The organism is Micromonospora sp. NPDC048894, from assembly GCF_040649765.1.
In the GTDB taxonomy this organism is placed as follows: Bacteria; Actinomycetota; Actinomycetes; order Mycobacteriales; family Micromonosporaceae; genus Micromonospora; species Micromonospora antibiotica.
This window is the reverse complement of sequence record NZ_JBEZFY010000007.1, coordinates 93,158-108,361: the sequence shown is the minus strand read 5'-3', so window position 1 is coordinate 108,361 and position 15,204 is coordinate 93,158. Positions and strand designations below refer to the sequence as shown.

The following is a 15,204-nucleotide window of genomic DNA, read 5'->3' as shown; positions in this document are numbered from 1 at the left end:
GGTGCCGCGACGGCACCGACCTCCGGCGCTCCCCGCTTCGGCGCACCGGGTCCGAACGCTGCCGCCGCGCCCCGCAACGAGGTACGCGCCGGGGGCGGGCCACGTCCGGACGCCCCCGCCCCGCCGGCCCCGCAGCCGGGGGCACCCGAACCGGGCGCACGCCGACCGGGCGCGTCCGACCCGAGGGCGGCGCAGCCTGACCCGAGGGCGGCCAAGCCCGGCGCGTCCGACCAGGTCGCACCCCGTCCCGGCACGTCGTCGCGGGGCACCGCCCGTGCGGAGGGGTCGGTCACCGGCACCGCCCGCCCGGACGGTCCCGCCACCGGCCCGGTCACCGGCGTCGCCCGACCGCCCGCCATCACCGACGATCCGCATCGGGCGGCTGGTGCGGACGGCGGCCGGCCCGCCGGGCCACGGTCCGCTGCCCGACCCGCCGGTACGGGTGGGGCCGTCGCGGCGGCGGCTGTCGCCCGGGCCACCGCGCCGGGCGGACGACCGGTCGCCGGCCCGCAGGACGCCGTGGGCCGGGCAGCACCTCCGGTGCGCCCCCCCGATCGGACGGAGCCGGCAGGTGCTCCGGCCGGCCCGTCCTCCGGTCGGGTCGACGGCCCCGGGGTGGCCCGGGTGACGCCACCGCAGGGGGCCCGGTCTGATCCGGACGGGTCGGCCGGGGCGCCGTTGCGTTCGCCCACGCAGGACGAGCCCGACGGCGCCGACGACACCGGTGGCGAACCGCGTCGCCGGACCGGGCACCGGCGTCGCCTGCGGCTGGGAATCCTGGTGCTGGCCAGCGCGTTGCTCCTCGGGGCGCTCCCGGCCTTCTTCGGGATGCGGACCTTGAGCCGGGACCCGGTCTTCGGCACCCTCGACGAGTTGGGCGTGCCGGGTTGGGCGACGGTGGAGACGGTGGACAACGTCAGTGGCAGCCGCTGGTGCCTGCAGGACTGCCGGCTGCGGGAGCGCACCGTGGAGTCCGACCGCGCGCCGCAGGAGACCACCCAGGTCTACGAACAGGCCCTGCGCGCGCAGGGCTGGCGGCCGTGGAAGGTGACCCGGTGCCCGGAACAGCCGGCCAAGGGCAGCTACACCTGCTGGCGGCGCGACGAGTTGACCCTCGACCTGTGGGTGCGGGAGCCGACCTGTGCGGCACCGCAGGCCAGCGGTGACCCGGCGGTACCGCCGGCCACCCCGGTCCCGCCCGCGGCGGGGGAGTGCACCGGCTCGTTGGTGTCGGTGAAGGTCCGCAACGCGATCGACGACGAGCGGACCCGGCCACAGCCGAGCACCGACCCGTCACTGACCGGTGAGGACCCGTTCCCGACGATCACCGACGATCCGCTCGGCAGCCCGACACCTTCACCATCCTGAGCCGGCTTCCATCACGGACGGTAGGGTCTGGGGCTGGCAGGCCCGCCTGCTCCCGATCGACCCGGTGCGGGTCACGCCGCGACCCGGGTCGCGTGTTCCGGGGCGTCGGGCCCCGGAACCCTGCTTGAGGAGGACATGCGTGGATGGTGGACAGATCGCTGCGCTGATCGCGGCCGGCGCGTTCCTGATGCTGGTGCTCGTGCTGGCGGTACCGATCCTGCGGCTGCGGCACACCGTGGACGCGACGACCCGGATGATCAACGACCTCAACGAGCAGACCGCCCCGTTGCTGGGGGACGTGAACACCACGGTCAAGAACGTCAACGTCGCCCTGGAGCAGGTGCAGACCTCCCTCGACGGGGTGAACCTGCAACTCGCCAAGGTCGACACGATGACCAACCACGCGCAGAACGTCACCGCCAACGTGGCGAACCTGGCCACCGTCGTCTCCGCCGCCGCGGCGAACCCGCTGGTGAAGGTGGCGGCGTTCGGGTACGGCGTCCGCCGGGCCGCCTCGGCGCGGCGTACCGCGGAGACCGAGCGTGAGGTGCGCGACACCATCAAGCAGCAGCGTCGGGCCGCCCGGCGCGGCAACAGCTGACCCGGCCCGGGTCGCACAGGAGGCATGACACATGAGGCGACTTTTCTGGCTCGGCATCGGGCTGGCCGTGGGCGTGGTGGTGGTCCGCAAGGCCACCCGGACCGCCCAGGCGTACACCCCGGCCGGGATCGCCAGTGGGCTGTCCGAATCCGCTGGCGGTCTGGTCGAGTCGCTGCGTAGCTTCGTGGAGGACGTACGGATCGGGATGGCCGAGCGCGAACAGGAGATCCACGAGGCGTTCGCCCGGGGTGAGGCGTTCGACGACCAGTTCGCCGAGCTGCGGGAGGACCCGCGTATCGGTGACCGAGAGATCTTTCCGGAGGAGCACCAGCGATGAAGACGGCGGAGATCAAGCGGCGGTACCTCGCCCATTTCGAGGCGAACGGGCACACCGTGGTGCCGTCCGCTCCGCTGCCCGCCATCAGTGATCCGAACCTGCTGTTCGTCAACGCCGGCATGGTGCAGTTCGTTCCGTACTTCCTGGGGCAGCAGACCCCGGCGTACCGGCGGGCGGTGAGTGTGCAGAAGTGTCTGCGTACGCCGGACATCGACGAGGTCGGCAAGACCAGCCGGCACGGCACGTTCTTCCAGATGAACGGCAACTTCTCCTTCGGAGACTACTTCAAGTCCGGGGCGATCCCGCTGGCCTGGGACCTGGTCACCAAGCCGGTCGCCGAGGGCGGTTACGGGCTGGACGGGGAGCGGGTCTGGCCGACGGTCTACCTCGACGACGACGAGGCGTTCGAGATCTGGCGGTCGGTGGGGGTGCCGGCCGAGCGGATCGTGCGCCGGGGCAAGGCGGACAACTTCTGGTCGATGGGCATTCCGGGGCCGTGCGGCCCGTGCTCGGAGCTGTTCTACGACCGGGGTCCGGAGTACGGCCGCGAGGGCGGCCCGGCGGTCGACGAGGACCGCTACATGGAGTTCTGGAACCTGGTCTTCATGCAGTACGAGCGGGGTCCGGGCAGCGGGAAGGAGGACTTCCCGATCCTGGGTGACCTGCCGGCGCAGAACATCGACACCGGCATGGGCCTGGAGCGGATGGCCTCGATCCTGCAGGGCGTCGACAACCTCTACGAGATCGACGAGGTGCGGCCGATCCTGGACCGGGCGGCGGAGCTGACCGGCAAGCGGTACGGCGCGCACTCGGGTCACGTGGCGAGCGAGTCGCACCCGGACGACGTACGGCTGCGGGTGGTCGCCGACCACGTGCGGACCGCGTTGATGCTGATCGGTGACGGGGTGACCCCGAGCAACGAGGGGCGCGGCTACGTGCTGCGCCGGATCATGCGGCGGGCGATCCGGGCGGTGCGCCTGCTGGGCTGGCAGGAGCGGGCGTTGCCGGAGCTGCTGCCGGTGGCCCGGGACTGCATGTCCCCGTCGTACCCGGAGCTGGCGGCCGAGTTCGACCGGATCTCGCAGTACGCGTACGCGGAGGAGGACGCGTTCCTGTCGACGTTGCGGGCGGGGACGACGATCCTGGACACGGCGATCGCGCAGACCCGGTCGGCGGGCAAGCCGGCCCTGTCGGGTGAGCAGGCGTTCCAGCTGCACGACACGTACGGTTTCCCGATCGACCTGACGTTGGAGATCGCCGCCGAGCAGGGCCTCCAGGTCGATGCGGAGGGTTTCCGCCGGTTGATGGCCGACCAGCGCAACCGGGCCAAGGCCGACGCGCAGGCCCGCAAGACCGGGCACACCGACGTGTCGGCATACCGGTCGGTGCGTGACGACGGTGGTGCGGTGGAGTTCACCGGCTACACCGAGCTGAGCCGGGAGACCCGGGTGCGGGCGCTGCTCAGCGGTGGCGTCACTGTCGGCGCGGCGGTCGAGGGTGACACCGTCGAGCTGGTGCTCGACACCACCCCGTTCTATGCCGAGGGTGGCGGTCAGCAGCCCGACCAGGGGCTGATCACGGTCGGTGCCGGTCAGGTCGAGGTCTTCGACGTGCAGCAGCCGGTGCCGGGTCTGATCGTGCACCGGGCGAAGGTGGTCCGGGGTGAGGTGCGGGCCGGCGAGACCGGCTACGCGGAGATCGACGTGACCCGGCGGCGGGCGATCTCGCGGTCGCACACCGCCACCCACCTGGTGCACCAGACGATGCGCAACTTCCTCGGCGAGTCGGCGACCCAGGCGGGCTCGCTGAACGCCCCGGGGCGGCTGCGGTTCGACTTCAACACCCCGACCGGGGTGTCGCCGAGCGTGCTGCACGACGTGGAGCAGCAGGTCAACGAGGTGCTGTTGGCGGATCTGGAGGTCAACGCCTTCATCACCACCCAGGAGGAGGCGCGGCGGATCGGCGCGATGGCGCTGTTCGGCGAGAAGTACGGCGAGCGGGTCCGGGTCGTCGAGGTCGGCGACTACGCCCGGGAGCTGTGCGGCGGCACCCACGTGGCCCGTTCGGCCCAGCTCGGCCTGGTGAAGATCCTCTCCGAGGCGTCGGTGGGTTCGGGCGTGCGCCGGATCGAGGCGCTGGTCGGGATGGACGCGTTCGGTTTCCTGGCCCGTGAGCACCTGCTGGTGTCCCGCCTCGCCGAGTTGTTCCGGGTGCCCGGTGAGCAGGTCGCCGACCGGGTCGAGCAGACCGTGACGCAGCTGCGTGACGCCGAGAAGGAGCTGGAGAAGCTCCGCGCCCAGCTGGTGCTGGGCGGGGCGGCGGCGCTGGCCGGGCAGGCGAAGGACGTCGGCGGGGTGGCGTACGTCGGCACCGAGGCGCCGGAGGGCGCGGCCGGTAACGACGTGCGGACCCTGGCCCAGGAGATCCGCGGCAAGATCGATCCGGCGCGGCCGGCGGTGGTGGCGGTGGCGGCCCGATCGAACGGCAAGGCGTCCCTGGTGGTGGCCGTGAACGCGGCGGCCCGTGGCCGTGGTCTGGCGGCGAACGACCTGGTGAAGGCGGCCTTCTCCGGTCGGGGTGGCGGCAGCCAGGACGTCGCGCAGGGTGGTGGCCTGCCCGCCGCCGAGGCGCCGAAGCTGCTGCTCACGGTCGAGAAGGCGATCGCCGACGCGTGACGGATCAGCGCACGAGCCAGGGCGGACCAGAGCTGGTCCGCCCTGGCTCGTCACCGGGGAGGGTGACCGACGGTGAGTGAGTTGTCCCGGGGGGTCCGGTTGGGTGTCGACGTCGGGCAGGTCCGGGTGGGGGTGGCCCGCTCCGATCCGCACGGGATCCTGGCCACTCCGCTGGTCACTCTGGCCCGGGATCTGACCACCGGCCCGGACGCGGTGCCCGGTGACCTTGCGCAGCTCGCGCAGCTGGTGGCCGAGCACGAGGCCGTCGAGGTCGTCGTCGGGCTGCCGGTCAATCTGGCGGGCCGGCAGGGGCCGGCGGCCCAGCACGTGTTGGCGTACGTGCGCCGGTTGACCGAGGTGATAGCGCCGGTTCCGGTGACGCTCACCGACGAGAGGATGTCAACCGTCGTCGCGTCTCGTAGGCTTGCCGAGCGTGGCGTCCGGGGAAAGCGCCAACGTGCGGTGGTGGATCAGGCCGCCGCGGTCGAGATCCTGCAGAGCTGGCTGGAAGCGCAGCGGAGGCGGACGGAATGATCGACGATCTGGACCTCGGGTTCGACGAGCAGGAGAGGGGGGAGAAGGGCCGGCACCGGCGTGGCTTCGTCAGCCGACGCAACGGCGCGTCGGGTGGCGGCAAGTCGGGCGGCGGGCACCTGAAGACGATCTTCGCTCTGTTCATGGCCCTGGTGCTGCTGGGTGGCATCGGGGGCGGGGCCTTCTACGGCTTCGACCGGATCCGTAACCACTTCATCACGCCGGACTTCGACGGCCCGGGCACCGGTGAGGCGCTGGTCGACGTCAAGCAGGGCGACACGGCCACCGACATCGGCAACTCCCTCTATGACGCCGGTGTGGTCAAGAGCACCAAGGCCTTCGTCGAGGCGGCCGACGACAACGCGCTCAGCAAGAACATCCAGGTCGGCCGGTACAAGGTCAAGAAGGAGATGCGCGCCTCCGACGCGCTCGCCCTGTTGCTGGATCCGAAGAGCCGGGTGGTCAACGGGATCACCATCCCCGAGGGCATGATCACCCTGGCGATCTACGACCTGCTGGCCAAGGAGACCAAGATCCCGGTCGCCGAGTTCAAGGCCGCCGCGAAGGACCCGGTCAAGTTGGGCGTGCCGGAGTTCTGGTTCAACCGCAAGGACGGCAAGAAGGGGCCACGGAGCCTGGAGGGCTTCCTCTACCCGGCCACCTACGAGCTGCCGCCGAAGGCGACCGCCCCGCAGATCCTGTCGCTGATGGTGGACAAGTTCCTCGACGTGACCGGGGAGATGAAGTTCGTCGAGACGGTCGAGGCCGACCGGGGCATCTCCCCGTACGAGGCGTTGATCACGGCGTCGATCGCGCAGGCCGAGTCGGTCAACCACGTGGACATGCCGAAGGTGGCCCGGGTGATCTACAACCGGGTCTACACCGACCGCTACCACTGCAAGTGTCTGGAGATCGACAGCGCGATCAACTACTGGCTGCGGTTGCAGGGCAAGAACCCGAAGGATTCCGACATCCTCAAGCAGTCCGAGCTGAACGACCCGAAGAACCCGTACCGGACGCACGGCGCGGACGGGCTGACCATCACCCCGATCAGCAACCCCGGCGAGGACGCCCTCAAGGGGGCGATGAGCCCGCCCAACGGCACCTGGGTCTATTTCATGACCGTCGACAAGAAGGGCACCATGGGCTACGGGACGACCGACGCCGACTTCCGTGACCTGCAACGCCAGATGTGCACCAACGGCGTGCTGAGCGGAGAGAACTGCCGGTGAGGGCTGCGGTGCTCGGCCGGCCGATCGCGCACTCCCTCTCCCCGGTGATCCACAACGCCGGTTACGCCGCGGCCGGGCTCGACGGCTGGTCGTACACCCGGATCGAGTGCGGGGCGCAGGAGCTGCCGGCCCTGGTCGCCGGCCTGGGACCGGAGTGGGCCGGGTTGTCGGTGACCATGCCGGGCAAGGAGGCCGCGCTCGCGGTGGCCGACCGGGCGTCGCCGGTCGCCACCGCCGTCGGCGCGGCCAACACGCTGGTACGGCGTCCCGACGGCTCCTGGTACGCCGACAACACCGACGTCTCCGGCATGGTGACCGTGCTGACCTCGGCCGGGGTGCCGGCCGGGGCCGCCGTCACGGTGCTCGGCGCCGGGGGCACCGCCCGGGCCGCCCTGGCCGCCGCCGGTGGGCTCGGCGTGACCACGGTGACCGTGGTGGCCCGCCGCCCGGCGGCGGTGGCGCAGCTGCGGCCGGTGGCGGCGGCCGTCGGGGTGGAGCTGGTCCCCGTGGCCTGGGCCGACGCCGCCGCGTACCTGCGCGCCGACCTGGTCGTCTCCACCGTGCCGAAGGGGGTCGCCGACCCGTTGGCGGACGGGGTCGACTGGGGACCGTCCACGGTGTTCTTCGACGCGTTGTACGACCCGTGGCCGACCCCGCTGGCCGCCTCGGCGCTGGCCGCCGGCCGTCAGGTGCTCTCCGGGCTGGATCTGCTGCTGGCCCAGGCCGTCGGCCAGTTCACCCAGTTCACCGGGGTGCCGGCACCGGTCGAGGCGATGCGCGCGGCGCTGGCGGCGGCCCGCCGCTGACCCGCCCTCCCGCCGGGCCGGCCGGTCCGGCCGGCGTTCCCCGCGACCCTGCCCGGCCGGTCAGGAGCGGCCAGGATGACGGCGAACCGCATCGCCGACTTTCCGGTCAATCAGGCGTAACCTCGGGAAGCCGGCATTCGTTTGCTCGCCCGCCGAAAAGCAACCCCGGCTGCCTTATTCTTTGGTTAAGTCCTGTCGCCACCTTGATTTCACCCCTGCCACAGCCGCCCGTGGTGGTTACGCTGCTGCCGGTAATCGTCGCCCACCCGGGGAGAGTTCCTTGAGCAGGCACGGAATCCACCGCGCCCTTCCGGCCATCACCGGCCGACGCAAGGCGGTCGTCCTCAGTGTCCTGAGCGTCACCGCAGTCGGCGGCATCGTGGCCACGATGATGCCGCTGATCGCCGCCGAGGTGCCGCCGATCGTGCTCTCCGCCGTCGCGGACACCACGGCCACCCAGGTCCCGCAGGACGGCGACAACGGGGTCAAGACCACCCTGGCCAGCTGCCCGCAACTCTGCGACGGCAACCGGGTCGGCCAGCGCGACGCCGTCCTGGAGTTCCAGGTCCGTGGCCTGCCCGCCGACGCGGTGAAGGTCAAGGCGTCCCTGCGGGTGTACGCCTGGCAGCAGTTCACCTCCCGGGTCCGGGCGCACGCCGCCGAGGGCACCGCGGTCGGTACCGGCGCGTGGCACGAACGGCCCGTCCTCGGCCCGGCGCTGGCCACCGTCGACCGGGTCGCCCAGGGCTACAACGAGTGGGACGTCTCCGGCGCGGTCAGCGGCAACGGCCAGGTCACCTTCGCCCTGACCCAGGAGAACTGGAACACCCGCATCTACTGGGCGTCCCGGGAGAACACGAAGGCCACCATCCGGCCCAGCCTGGTGGTGACCTACCAGCGGGGCGGCCGGCCGCCGACCCGGCCACCGGCCACCACGGCCCCGCCGACCACCGCCGCCCCGAAGCCCACGCCGACGCGTACGGTGGCGCCGTCGCCGTCGCCGACCCGGACGGTCGGCCCGCCCGCGCCGACCACGGCCGCCCCCCGCCCCACGCCGACGGTCCGCCCCGGCACGGACGTGCCCGGCTGGCGGCTGGTCTGGTCCGACGAGTTCACCGGGCCCACCGTCGACCTGAAACGGTGGAACCTGCGCGACAACGAGGGCCGCGACATCGACAAGGGCTGCAACGTCGACGACGCGGACAACACCTTCGTCGCCGACGGGGTGCTGACCCTGCGCGCCCAGCGGGAGACCGCGGTGTGCAGCTCGCAGACCCGGCAGTACACCCAGAGTTACCTGGACACCATCGGCAAGGCGTCGTTCACCTACGGCCGGTTCGAGATGCGGGCCAAGTCGCCCAACGGGCCGACCGACTCCAAGGGCCTCTGGCCGGCGTTCTGGCTGCGCCCTGACGACGGCGGCAAGGGCGAGATCGACGTGGTGGAGCTGCCCGGCGGGTCGTCCCTGCACGGGGCCGCCACCCAGGCGATCTTCTACGACTACACACCGGTCAAGCAGGACCAGCGGTGGGACTTCCCGACCGGCTACCCGGGTGACGGCTTCCACACGTACACCACGGAGTGGGAGCCGGGGGTGATCCGCTGGTACATCGACGGCCGGCAGGTCTGGCAGCGCGACCGCAGCACCACCCCGTGGTTCGACGAGGCGTTCAACAAGCCGTTCAACCTGCGGCTGAACTTCCAGGTCGGCGGCTGGCTGGGCGACCCCGACGCGGCCACCCGCTTCCCGGCCGACTTCCGGGTCGACTACGTCCGCGTCTGGCAGCGCTGACCCGGACCGGGCACCGTACGCCGCCCGGTGGGCCTCGGCCCGCCGGGCGGCTGCTTGCCCGCTGCCCCTATCGTGTCCGCCAGCGCGCGGCGCTCGGGCGAGGACGGGAGAGGGCATGACGGCGGTGGCGGACCCACGGACCCGGCAGGACGGCCTGGGCTGGGTGACCCGGGCCATCTTCGGTGACCCCCGGCTCTGGCTCGGCGGTCCGGCCGACCCGGTGCCCACCACCCACCGCCCGGCCGTCCGGTACGCCGTGGTGCCCTCGGTGGAGCGGGCCAGGTTCCTGCTCCCGCTCGTCTCCCGCCGGGTCGGCGCGGCGTCGACCCTGGCGTACAACGCGCTGCGCCCGCCCCGGGTGCGGGCCAACCGGTTGGCCGTCGGGATGCTGGCCGGGCTCGGGGCGACCGGGCTGGCCCGGATGCCGGTGCTGACCGTCGCGGTGCCCACCGACGCCGATCCGGCCGAGTTGCTGCTCGCCGAGCACCTGGGCCGGCTGGCTGGCCGACCGCTGCACGCCGCGATCGGCATCCGGCCGCCGGACCCGCACCACAAGCCGACGTTGCAGCTCTTCGACGACCGGGGCGCCGCGCGGGCGTACGCGAAGATCGGGTGGAACGACGCGACCCGGGCGATGGTCCGCGCGGAGGCCGCCGCGCTGCGGGATCTGCCCCGCGACGGCGGTGACTTCCCGGACGTGCCCCGGCTGCTGGACGAGGTGAGCTGGGGTGACCTGGCGGTGACCCTGGTCGAGCCGATGCCGGCTCGGATCCGCCGGCCGCGTCACCCGCTGCGCCCGGAGGTGGCCGCGATGCTGGCGGTGGCCCGCCGCGGTGGCCCGGCGGCGGCCCGCCGCCCATTGCGCGGCTCGGCGTTCCTGGCCGATGTGACCGCGCGGGCCGCGACCGCCGGTGGTCCGGTGGTCGGGGCGCTGGCCGCCCTCGTCGACCGTGACGGCGACCGGCCGGTGGAGTTCGGGCACTGGCACGGCGACTGGGTGCCGTGGAACCTCGGCCGGCACCGGGGCCGGTTGGTCGTCTGGGACTGGGAGAACAGCGGTGCCGACCGGCCCCTCGGGCTCGACCTCGCCCACCAGGGTTTCCAGAGCGCGTTGTCGCTGGCCGGCCGGGACGTGGCGGGGGCGACCGGCGAGATGGTCGAGCTGTTGGACCGGCACGGCCCGGCGTTCGGCCTGGACCCGGCGGGGCGTCAATTCGTCGCCGACGCATATCTCGTCGAGCTGTGGTTGCGGACGGCGGAACTGGCAGCCGGCGGGGGCGGCTGGAGTGCGAAGTTGCATCCCGCACTGCTGCACACGCTCGCCGACCGGCTGGGCTCACCCCGCCCCTGACCGGCGGTTTCTCCCGGTGAATGGGACAAGTGTCGGGGTCCCGACCGGAAAAACGGCGAAAAGCCCACACTGCCGTCACCGCCGCTACCGAAGCCGGCTCACGTTCCATTAGGGTGGCCCCACTCGATGACCACTGGCCGGCGACGGCGTGGTCGGTGCGGCCCGGGACGGCGTGGGGACCTCGTCCGGGGTGTGGGGAGGCCCGGCCGATGGCCGGCACAATCAGGGAGCACGATGGGATCGTCACGCGTCAATCAGTTCGGGGTCACCTGCGCCCCGGCCGCCGGCCGTTCGGGCGGCGGTGACCCCAGGTGACCATCGTCTACGTGTTGGCCGTGTTGGCCGTGCTGGTGCCCCTGCTGACAGTTCCGGTGCTGGCGGCCCGGTGGGCGTCGGCCGTCGACACCGGCCGGACGGCCGAACGCTTCCGGATCGCCCTCGCCGGGCTGACCGCCGCGTTCGGTCGGACCGGGGCGGCGCTGGTGGTGCTGCTGGCCGGTGCGGCGGCGGTCGTCGCCGTCTGCTGGCCGCTCGGTGAGGCGATCTCCCGACTCGAACCCCACGTCGACCACCCCGTCTTCGACTACGTGCACGCCCACCGGGTCGGCTTCTGGGAAGACGTCAACCTGTTCATCTCCCCGATCGGCGACCGCTACCCGCTCAAGTGGGTGACCGTGGTGGCCGCGATCGGCTTCGCCATCGCCTGGCGTCGCCGCCGCTGGTGGATTCCGCTGGTGGCGATGCCGTTGCAGTTCGTCGTCGAGCAGTACACCCAGACGATCCTCGCGAAGGTCGTCGACCGGGGCCACCCGCCGACCGACCTGGGCACCTACCCCTCCGGCGGCTGCGCCCGGGTGCTGATGACCTTCGGCACCATCCTGGTGCTGGCCGCGCTGACCTGGCGGATCCCCCGCCGGGTGCTGATCGGCCTGGTCACCGCCCTGGCGGTGCTGGTCACGGTGGAGGGCTACACCCGCATCTACGCCGAGAAGCACTGGCTCACCGACGTCTTCGGCGGCTGGTTCTTCGGCACCCTGCTGACCGGCGTGATGGTGCTCGCCGTGCTGGTCGCCGACGGCCGGGTCCGCCCGCCGGGGACGCCTGCCGACCCGGCACCGCGCAACGCCGACCGGCTGACCACCGGTACCTGACCCCCTCCCCGTCCGGACCGGCGCTACCCCTCCCCGCGCCGCGACGGACCCGGCCCCCACCACTCCTCGAACGGAAGTTGGGCCACCACCGTGACCACCCTCCTCGTCGCCTCCACCGGTGGGCACCTCGCCGAGCTGCACGATCTGCTGCCCCGGCTCGGGGTGCAGGACGACTGCGTCTGGGCGACGTTCGACTCCCCGCAGAGCCGCTCGCTGCTCCACGGACACGAGGTCATCCACGTGCCGCCGGCCGCCACCCGGGACCCGGTCGGTGCGCTGCGCGATCTGCTGGCCGCCCGCCGGGTGCTCTGCGGCGGACGGTTCCGCCGGGTGGTCAGCACCGGTGCCAGCGTCGCCATGTCGTTCTTCCTGCCCGCCGTGCGGCACGGCCTCGACTGCCACTACATCGAGAGCGCCACCCGCACCGAGGGCCCGTCGCTGACCGGTCGGCTGGTCGCCCGGGTGCCCCGGACCCGGCTCTACACCCAGTACCCGGGTTGGGCGGGCGGCCGGTGGCGCTACGGCGGTTCCATCTTCGACGGCTACCTGCCCGCACCCGCCGCCCCGCGCCCGGTCTCCCGGATCGTGGTGACCCTCGGCACCCAGTCCCGCTTCGGCTTTCCGCGCCTGCTGCAACGCCTGGTCGACGTGGTGCCCCCCGAGGCGGAGGTGCTCTGGCAGGTGGGGTCGACCCGCATCCCCCGGATGCCGGCCGGGGCCCGCCGGCAGGTGCCGCACGCCGAGATGCAGCAGGCCATGCGGGAGGCCGACGTGATCGTCACCCACGCCGGGGTCGGTTCGGCGCTGGCCGCGATGCGGGCCGGCCGCCGTGCCGTCTACGTGCCGCGCCGGGCCCGGCACGGCGAACACGTCGACGACCACCAGGTCGAGATGGCCCGGGAACTCGACCGGCGGGGCCTGGTGCTGGCCCGGGAGGCCGACGCCGTCACGGCCGACGACCTGGCCAGCGCGGCGTCCTGGACGGTCACCACCACCGGCACGGTCCCGCCGTTCCGGTGGGCGGAGCCGGCGTGAGGCCGGCCGGGACCGGGCAGGCCGGTGACGGGTCCCGCCGGTCGATGCGCAATCCTCGTCCTCCGTGGGTCGCCCGGACGCGACCCGTACGGCAGGACCGGACCGAGCCGGTGGTCGAGTGGACCGGTCGGTTGATGGTGCGAAATGTCCGGGCAGAGCAAGCTACGCGTGATCTCACTTCATTTTTGGGGGCGCCAGTGCTTCACAGAACGTCTCGACCGGTGTGGCGGCGGTGGTTCGCCGCTCTCGCCGTACCGGTGCTCGCGGTCAGCCTGCTGGCCGCGCCCGCCCACGCGGCGGACCTCACCCCGGTGACCAGCACTCTCACGTCGGCGAACCCGGCGGACAACATTCCGCACGCGCAGGACGGCGACACCAAGGCGTTCGCCGAGATCGGTAACACGATCTACGTGGGTGGCTCGTTCACCTCGGTCAAGGCCGCCGGGGGCACGAGCTGGACCTCCCGCAACTACCTGTTCGCCTACGACCGCAGCAGCGGGGCGTTGAAGGCCGACTTCGCCCCGACCCTGGACGGTGCGGTGCACGCCCTCGCGGTGAGCCCGGACGGCAAGCTGATCGTCGGCGGCGCGTTCAAGAACGTCAACGGGGTCAGCCGCAAGAACCTCGTCCAGCTGGACCCGGCCACCGGCGCGACGATCACCGGCTGGGTCGGCCGCAGTGACGGCGGACTGGTCCGCCGGACCGTCGTGGTCGGCAACAAGCTCTACATCGCGGGCGCGTTCCACTGGGTCAACGGCACCGAGCACTCGCTGCTGGCCCGGCTCGACGCGACCACCGGTGCGATCGACCCGAGCTTCCAGATCGACGCCAGCGTCGCCCGGGCCAGCAGTGAGCTGGTCTGGGGTCTCGCCGTCGCACCCGACAACAAGACCCTGGTCGCGGTGGGCAACTTCACCGAGGTCAACGGCCAGCCCCGCAACCAGGTGGTGGTCGTCGACCTGGACGGCACCCCGGCGGTCGCCAACTGGAGCACCCAGCGCTACGTGGCGCCCTGCTACAGCGGCTCGTTCCCGTTCTACGCCCGGGACGTCGACTTCTCCGACGACGGCTCATACTTCGTGATCATCGCCGACGGTGGCCGGGGCGACGGGGCGTACTGCGACGCCATCGCCCGGTTCGAGACCGCTGACCGGGGTACGGCCCTGGACGCCACCTGGGTCAACTACACCGGCACCGACTCGGTGACCTCCCTCGAGGTGGCCGACAACGTGGTCTACGTCGGCGGTCACTTCCGCTGGCTGAGCAACGCCAACGGCAACGACTCGGCCGGCAGTGGCGCGGTCAACCGGTTCGGCCTGGGCGCGCTGGACCCGATCAACGGCCTGCCGCTGGTCTGGAACCCGACCCGGTCGGGCGCCCCGGCGGGCACCACCACCTGGGGCCCGATCATGTGGGAGCTGTGGCGGGGCAGCACCGGCCTGTACGCCGGCTTCGACTCCGACGGGCTGGGCAACGAGTACCACGGGCGGATGGGCCTGTTCCCGCTCGCCGGTGGGCGTACGGTCGCGGCGACCAACGCGCCGACGGCGTCGTCGGGTTACCTGTACGTCGGCACCGGCAACGGGCAGACCACCCGGGTGCCGTTCGACGGCAGCACGCTGGGCACGCCGGCGGGCAGCGCGCAGGCGAACCTCACCGCGGCCGGCGCGGCCTTCTCGGTCGGCAACAAGCTCTACTGGTCCAAGACCGACGCGACCGCCGCCGGTGGCAGCTACCTGGGTGTGTCGATGTTCACCGGCGGTTCGGTGGGCGCACCCTGGGTCAGCAGCGGCTACAACGACTGGTTCAACCCGGCGACCATGGCCGGCGCGTTCTACCTCGACGGCCGGATGTACTACACCAAGGCCGGCACCAACAAGTTGTTCTACCGCTACCTGGAGCCGGACGGCTACGTGGTGGGCTGCACCGAGTTCACCCTGCCGAGCGTGGGCCTGAACTGGGGCTCCGTGCGGGGGATGGCCTGGGTCAACGGCAAGATCGTCTATGGCAACACCAACGGCTCGCTGCGCGCCGTGCCGTTCGACGAGGTCGCCGTCGACGGCGCCGCCTCGGTGGAGATCGCGCCGGCCGGTGCCGGCGTGGACTGGTCGAGCAAGACGCTGTTCTTCGCCACCTCCTGACCCACCTTTGGTACGGGCGGTCCGCCGGTGTCCCCGAGGCACCGGCGGGCCGCCCGTCGCGCAGGGGACCGGTCGGCTGTCGACCATAAGTGAACGGTCGGCGACAATAGGACGACCGGCGGCTCGCACCGGGGCCGACGTCCGGCCCACGCCGACCTGCCCACCCCCCTCATCGCTAGAG

12 protein-coding genes are annotated in these 15,204 nt (G+C 72.4%); all 12 read left to right on the top strand.

Annotated features, from left to right (window positions below; all coding sequences use genetic code 11):
• Nucleotides 1-678: 678 nt before the first annotated feature.
• The 12 genes from AB0C22_RS17360 (at nucleotide 679) to AB0C22_RS17305 (ending at nucleotide 15,023) form a co-directional block, all read left to right on the top strand.
• Nucleotides 679-1,368: a hypothetical protein gene (locus AB0C22_RS17360; RefSeq protein ID WP_357024742.1), complete on the top strand. Its 690-nt coding sequence runs from the start codon at nucleotides 679-681 to the stop codon at nucleotides 1,366-1,368.
• Between the two features lie 139 nt (nucleotides 1,369-1,507).
• Nucleotides 1,508-1,969 carry a DUF948 domain-containing protein gene (locus AB0C22_RS17355; protein WP_219469662.1) on the top strand — a complete coding sequence of 154 codons (462 nt, stop codon included), beginning with the start codon at nucleotides 1,508-1,510 and terminating at the stop codon, nucleotides 1,967-1,969.
• A 31-nt stretch (nucleotides 1,970-2,000) separates the two neighbouring features.
• Nucleotides 2,001-2,306 carry a hypothetical protein gene (locus tag AB0C22_RS17350; protein WP_208569474.1) on the top strand — a complete coding sequence of 102 codons (306 nt, stop codon included), beginning with the start codon at nucleotides 2,001-2,003 and terminating at the stop codon, nucleotides 2,304-2,306.
• On the top strand, nucleotides 2,303-4,981 hold the full coding sequence (gene alaS, locus AB0C22_RS17345) for an alanine--tRNA ligase (protein ID WP_357535856.1): 2,679 nt from the start codon (nucleotides 2,303-2,305) through the stop codon (nucleotides 4,979-4,981). Before AB0C22_RS17350 ends, alaS begins: the two co-directional genes overlap by 4 nt.
• Nucleotides 4,982-5,053: 72 nt before the next feature.
• Nucleotides 5,054-5,515 (top strand): Holliday junction resolvase RuvX, encoded by a 462-nt coding sequence (ruvX, locus tag AB0C22_RS17340; protein ID WP_208569476.1) that lies wholly within the window; start codon nucleotides 5,054-5,056, stop codon nucleotides 5,513-5,515.
• Nucleotides 5,512-6,747, top strand: a complete 1,236-nt coding sequence (gene mltG / locus AB0C22_RS17335; protein ID WP_219469668.1) for an endolytic transglycosylase MltG — start codon at nucleotides 5,512-5,514, stop codon at nucleotides 6,745-6,747. The genes ruvX and mltG overlap by 4 nt, the downstream gene beginning before the upstream one ends.
• Nucleotides 6,744-7,553 (top strand): shikimate dehydrogenase, encoded by an 810-nt coding sequence (locus AB0C22_RS17330; protein ID WP_357535854.1) that lies wholly within the window; start codon nucleotides 6,744-6,746, stop codon nucleotides 7,551-7,553. The genes mltG and AB0C22_RS17330 overlap by 4 nt, the downstream gene beginning before the upstream one ends.
• 280 nt (nucleotides 7,554-7,833) lie before the next feature.
• Nucleotides 7,834-9,345 (top strand): family 16 glycosylhydrolase, encoded by a 1,512-nt coding sequence (locus tag AB0C22_RS17325; protein ID WP_357535852.1) that lies wholly within the window; start codon nucleotides 7,834-7,836, stop codon nucleotides 9,343-9,345.
• A 115-nt stretch (nucleotides 9,346-9,460) separates the two neighbouring features.
• Nucleotides 9,461-10,696, top strand: a complete 1,236-nt coding sequence (locus tag AB0C22_RS17320; protein ID WP_357535850.1) for a hypothetical protein — start codon at nucleotides 9,461-9,463, stop codon at nucleotides 10,694-10,696.
• Between the two features lie 311 nt (nucleotides 10,697-11,007).
• A complete protein-coding gene (locus AB0C22_RS17315) occupies nucleotides 11,008-11,847 on the top strand; it encodes a phosphatase PAP2 family protein (RefSeq protein ID WP_219469682.1) in 840 nt (279 codons plus the stop codon).
• Between the two features lie 90 nt (nucleotides 11,848-11,937).
• A complete protein-coding gene (locus tag AB0C22_RS17310; RefSeq protein ID WP_357535848.1) occupies nucleotides 11,938-12,882 on the top strand; it encodes a glycosyltransferase in 945 nt (314 codons plus the stop codon).
• A gap of 221 nt (nucleotides 12,883-13,103) precedes the next feature.
• A complete protein-coding gene (locus AB0C22_RS17305; RefSeq protein WP_219469688.1) occupies nucleotides 13,104-15,023 on the top strand; it encodes a delta-60 repeat domain-containing protein in 1,920 nt (639 codons plus the stop codon).
• The last annotated feature ends 181 nt before the right edge of the window (nucleotides 15,024-15,204 follow it).

Bases quoted from the DNA above. Each gene is read 5' to 3' on its own strand.
- AB0C22_RS17350 (WP_208569474.1), top strand. From the start codon at position 2,001: ATGAGGCGACTTTTCTGGCTCGGCATCGGGCTGGCCGTGGGCGTGGTG.
- alaS (WP_357535856.1), top strand. From the start codon at position 2,303: ATGAAGACGGCGGAGATCAAGCGGCGGTACCTCGCCCATTTCGAGGCG.
- mltG (WP_219469668.1), top strand. From the start codon at position 5,512: ATGATCGACGATCTGGACCTCGGGTTCGACGAGCAGGAGAGGGGGGAG.
- AB0C22_RS17320 (WP_357535850.1), top strand. From the start codon at position 9,461: ATGACGGCGGTGGCGGACCCACGGACCCGGCAGGACGGCCTGGGCTGG.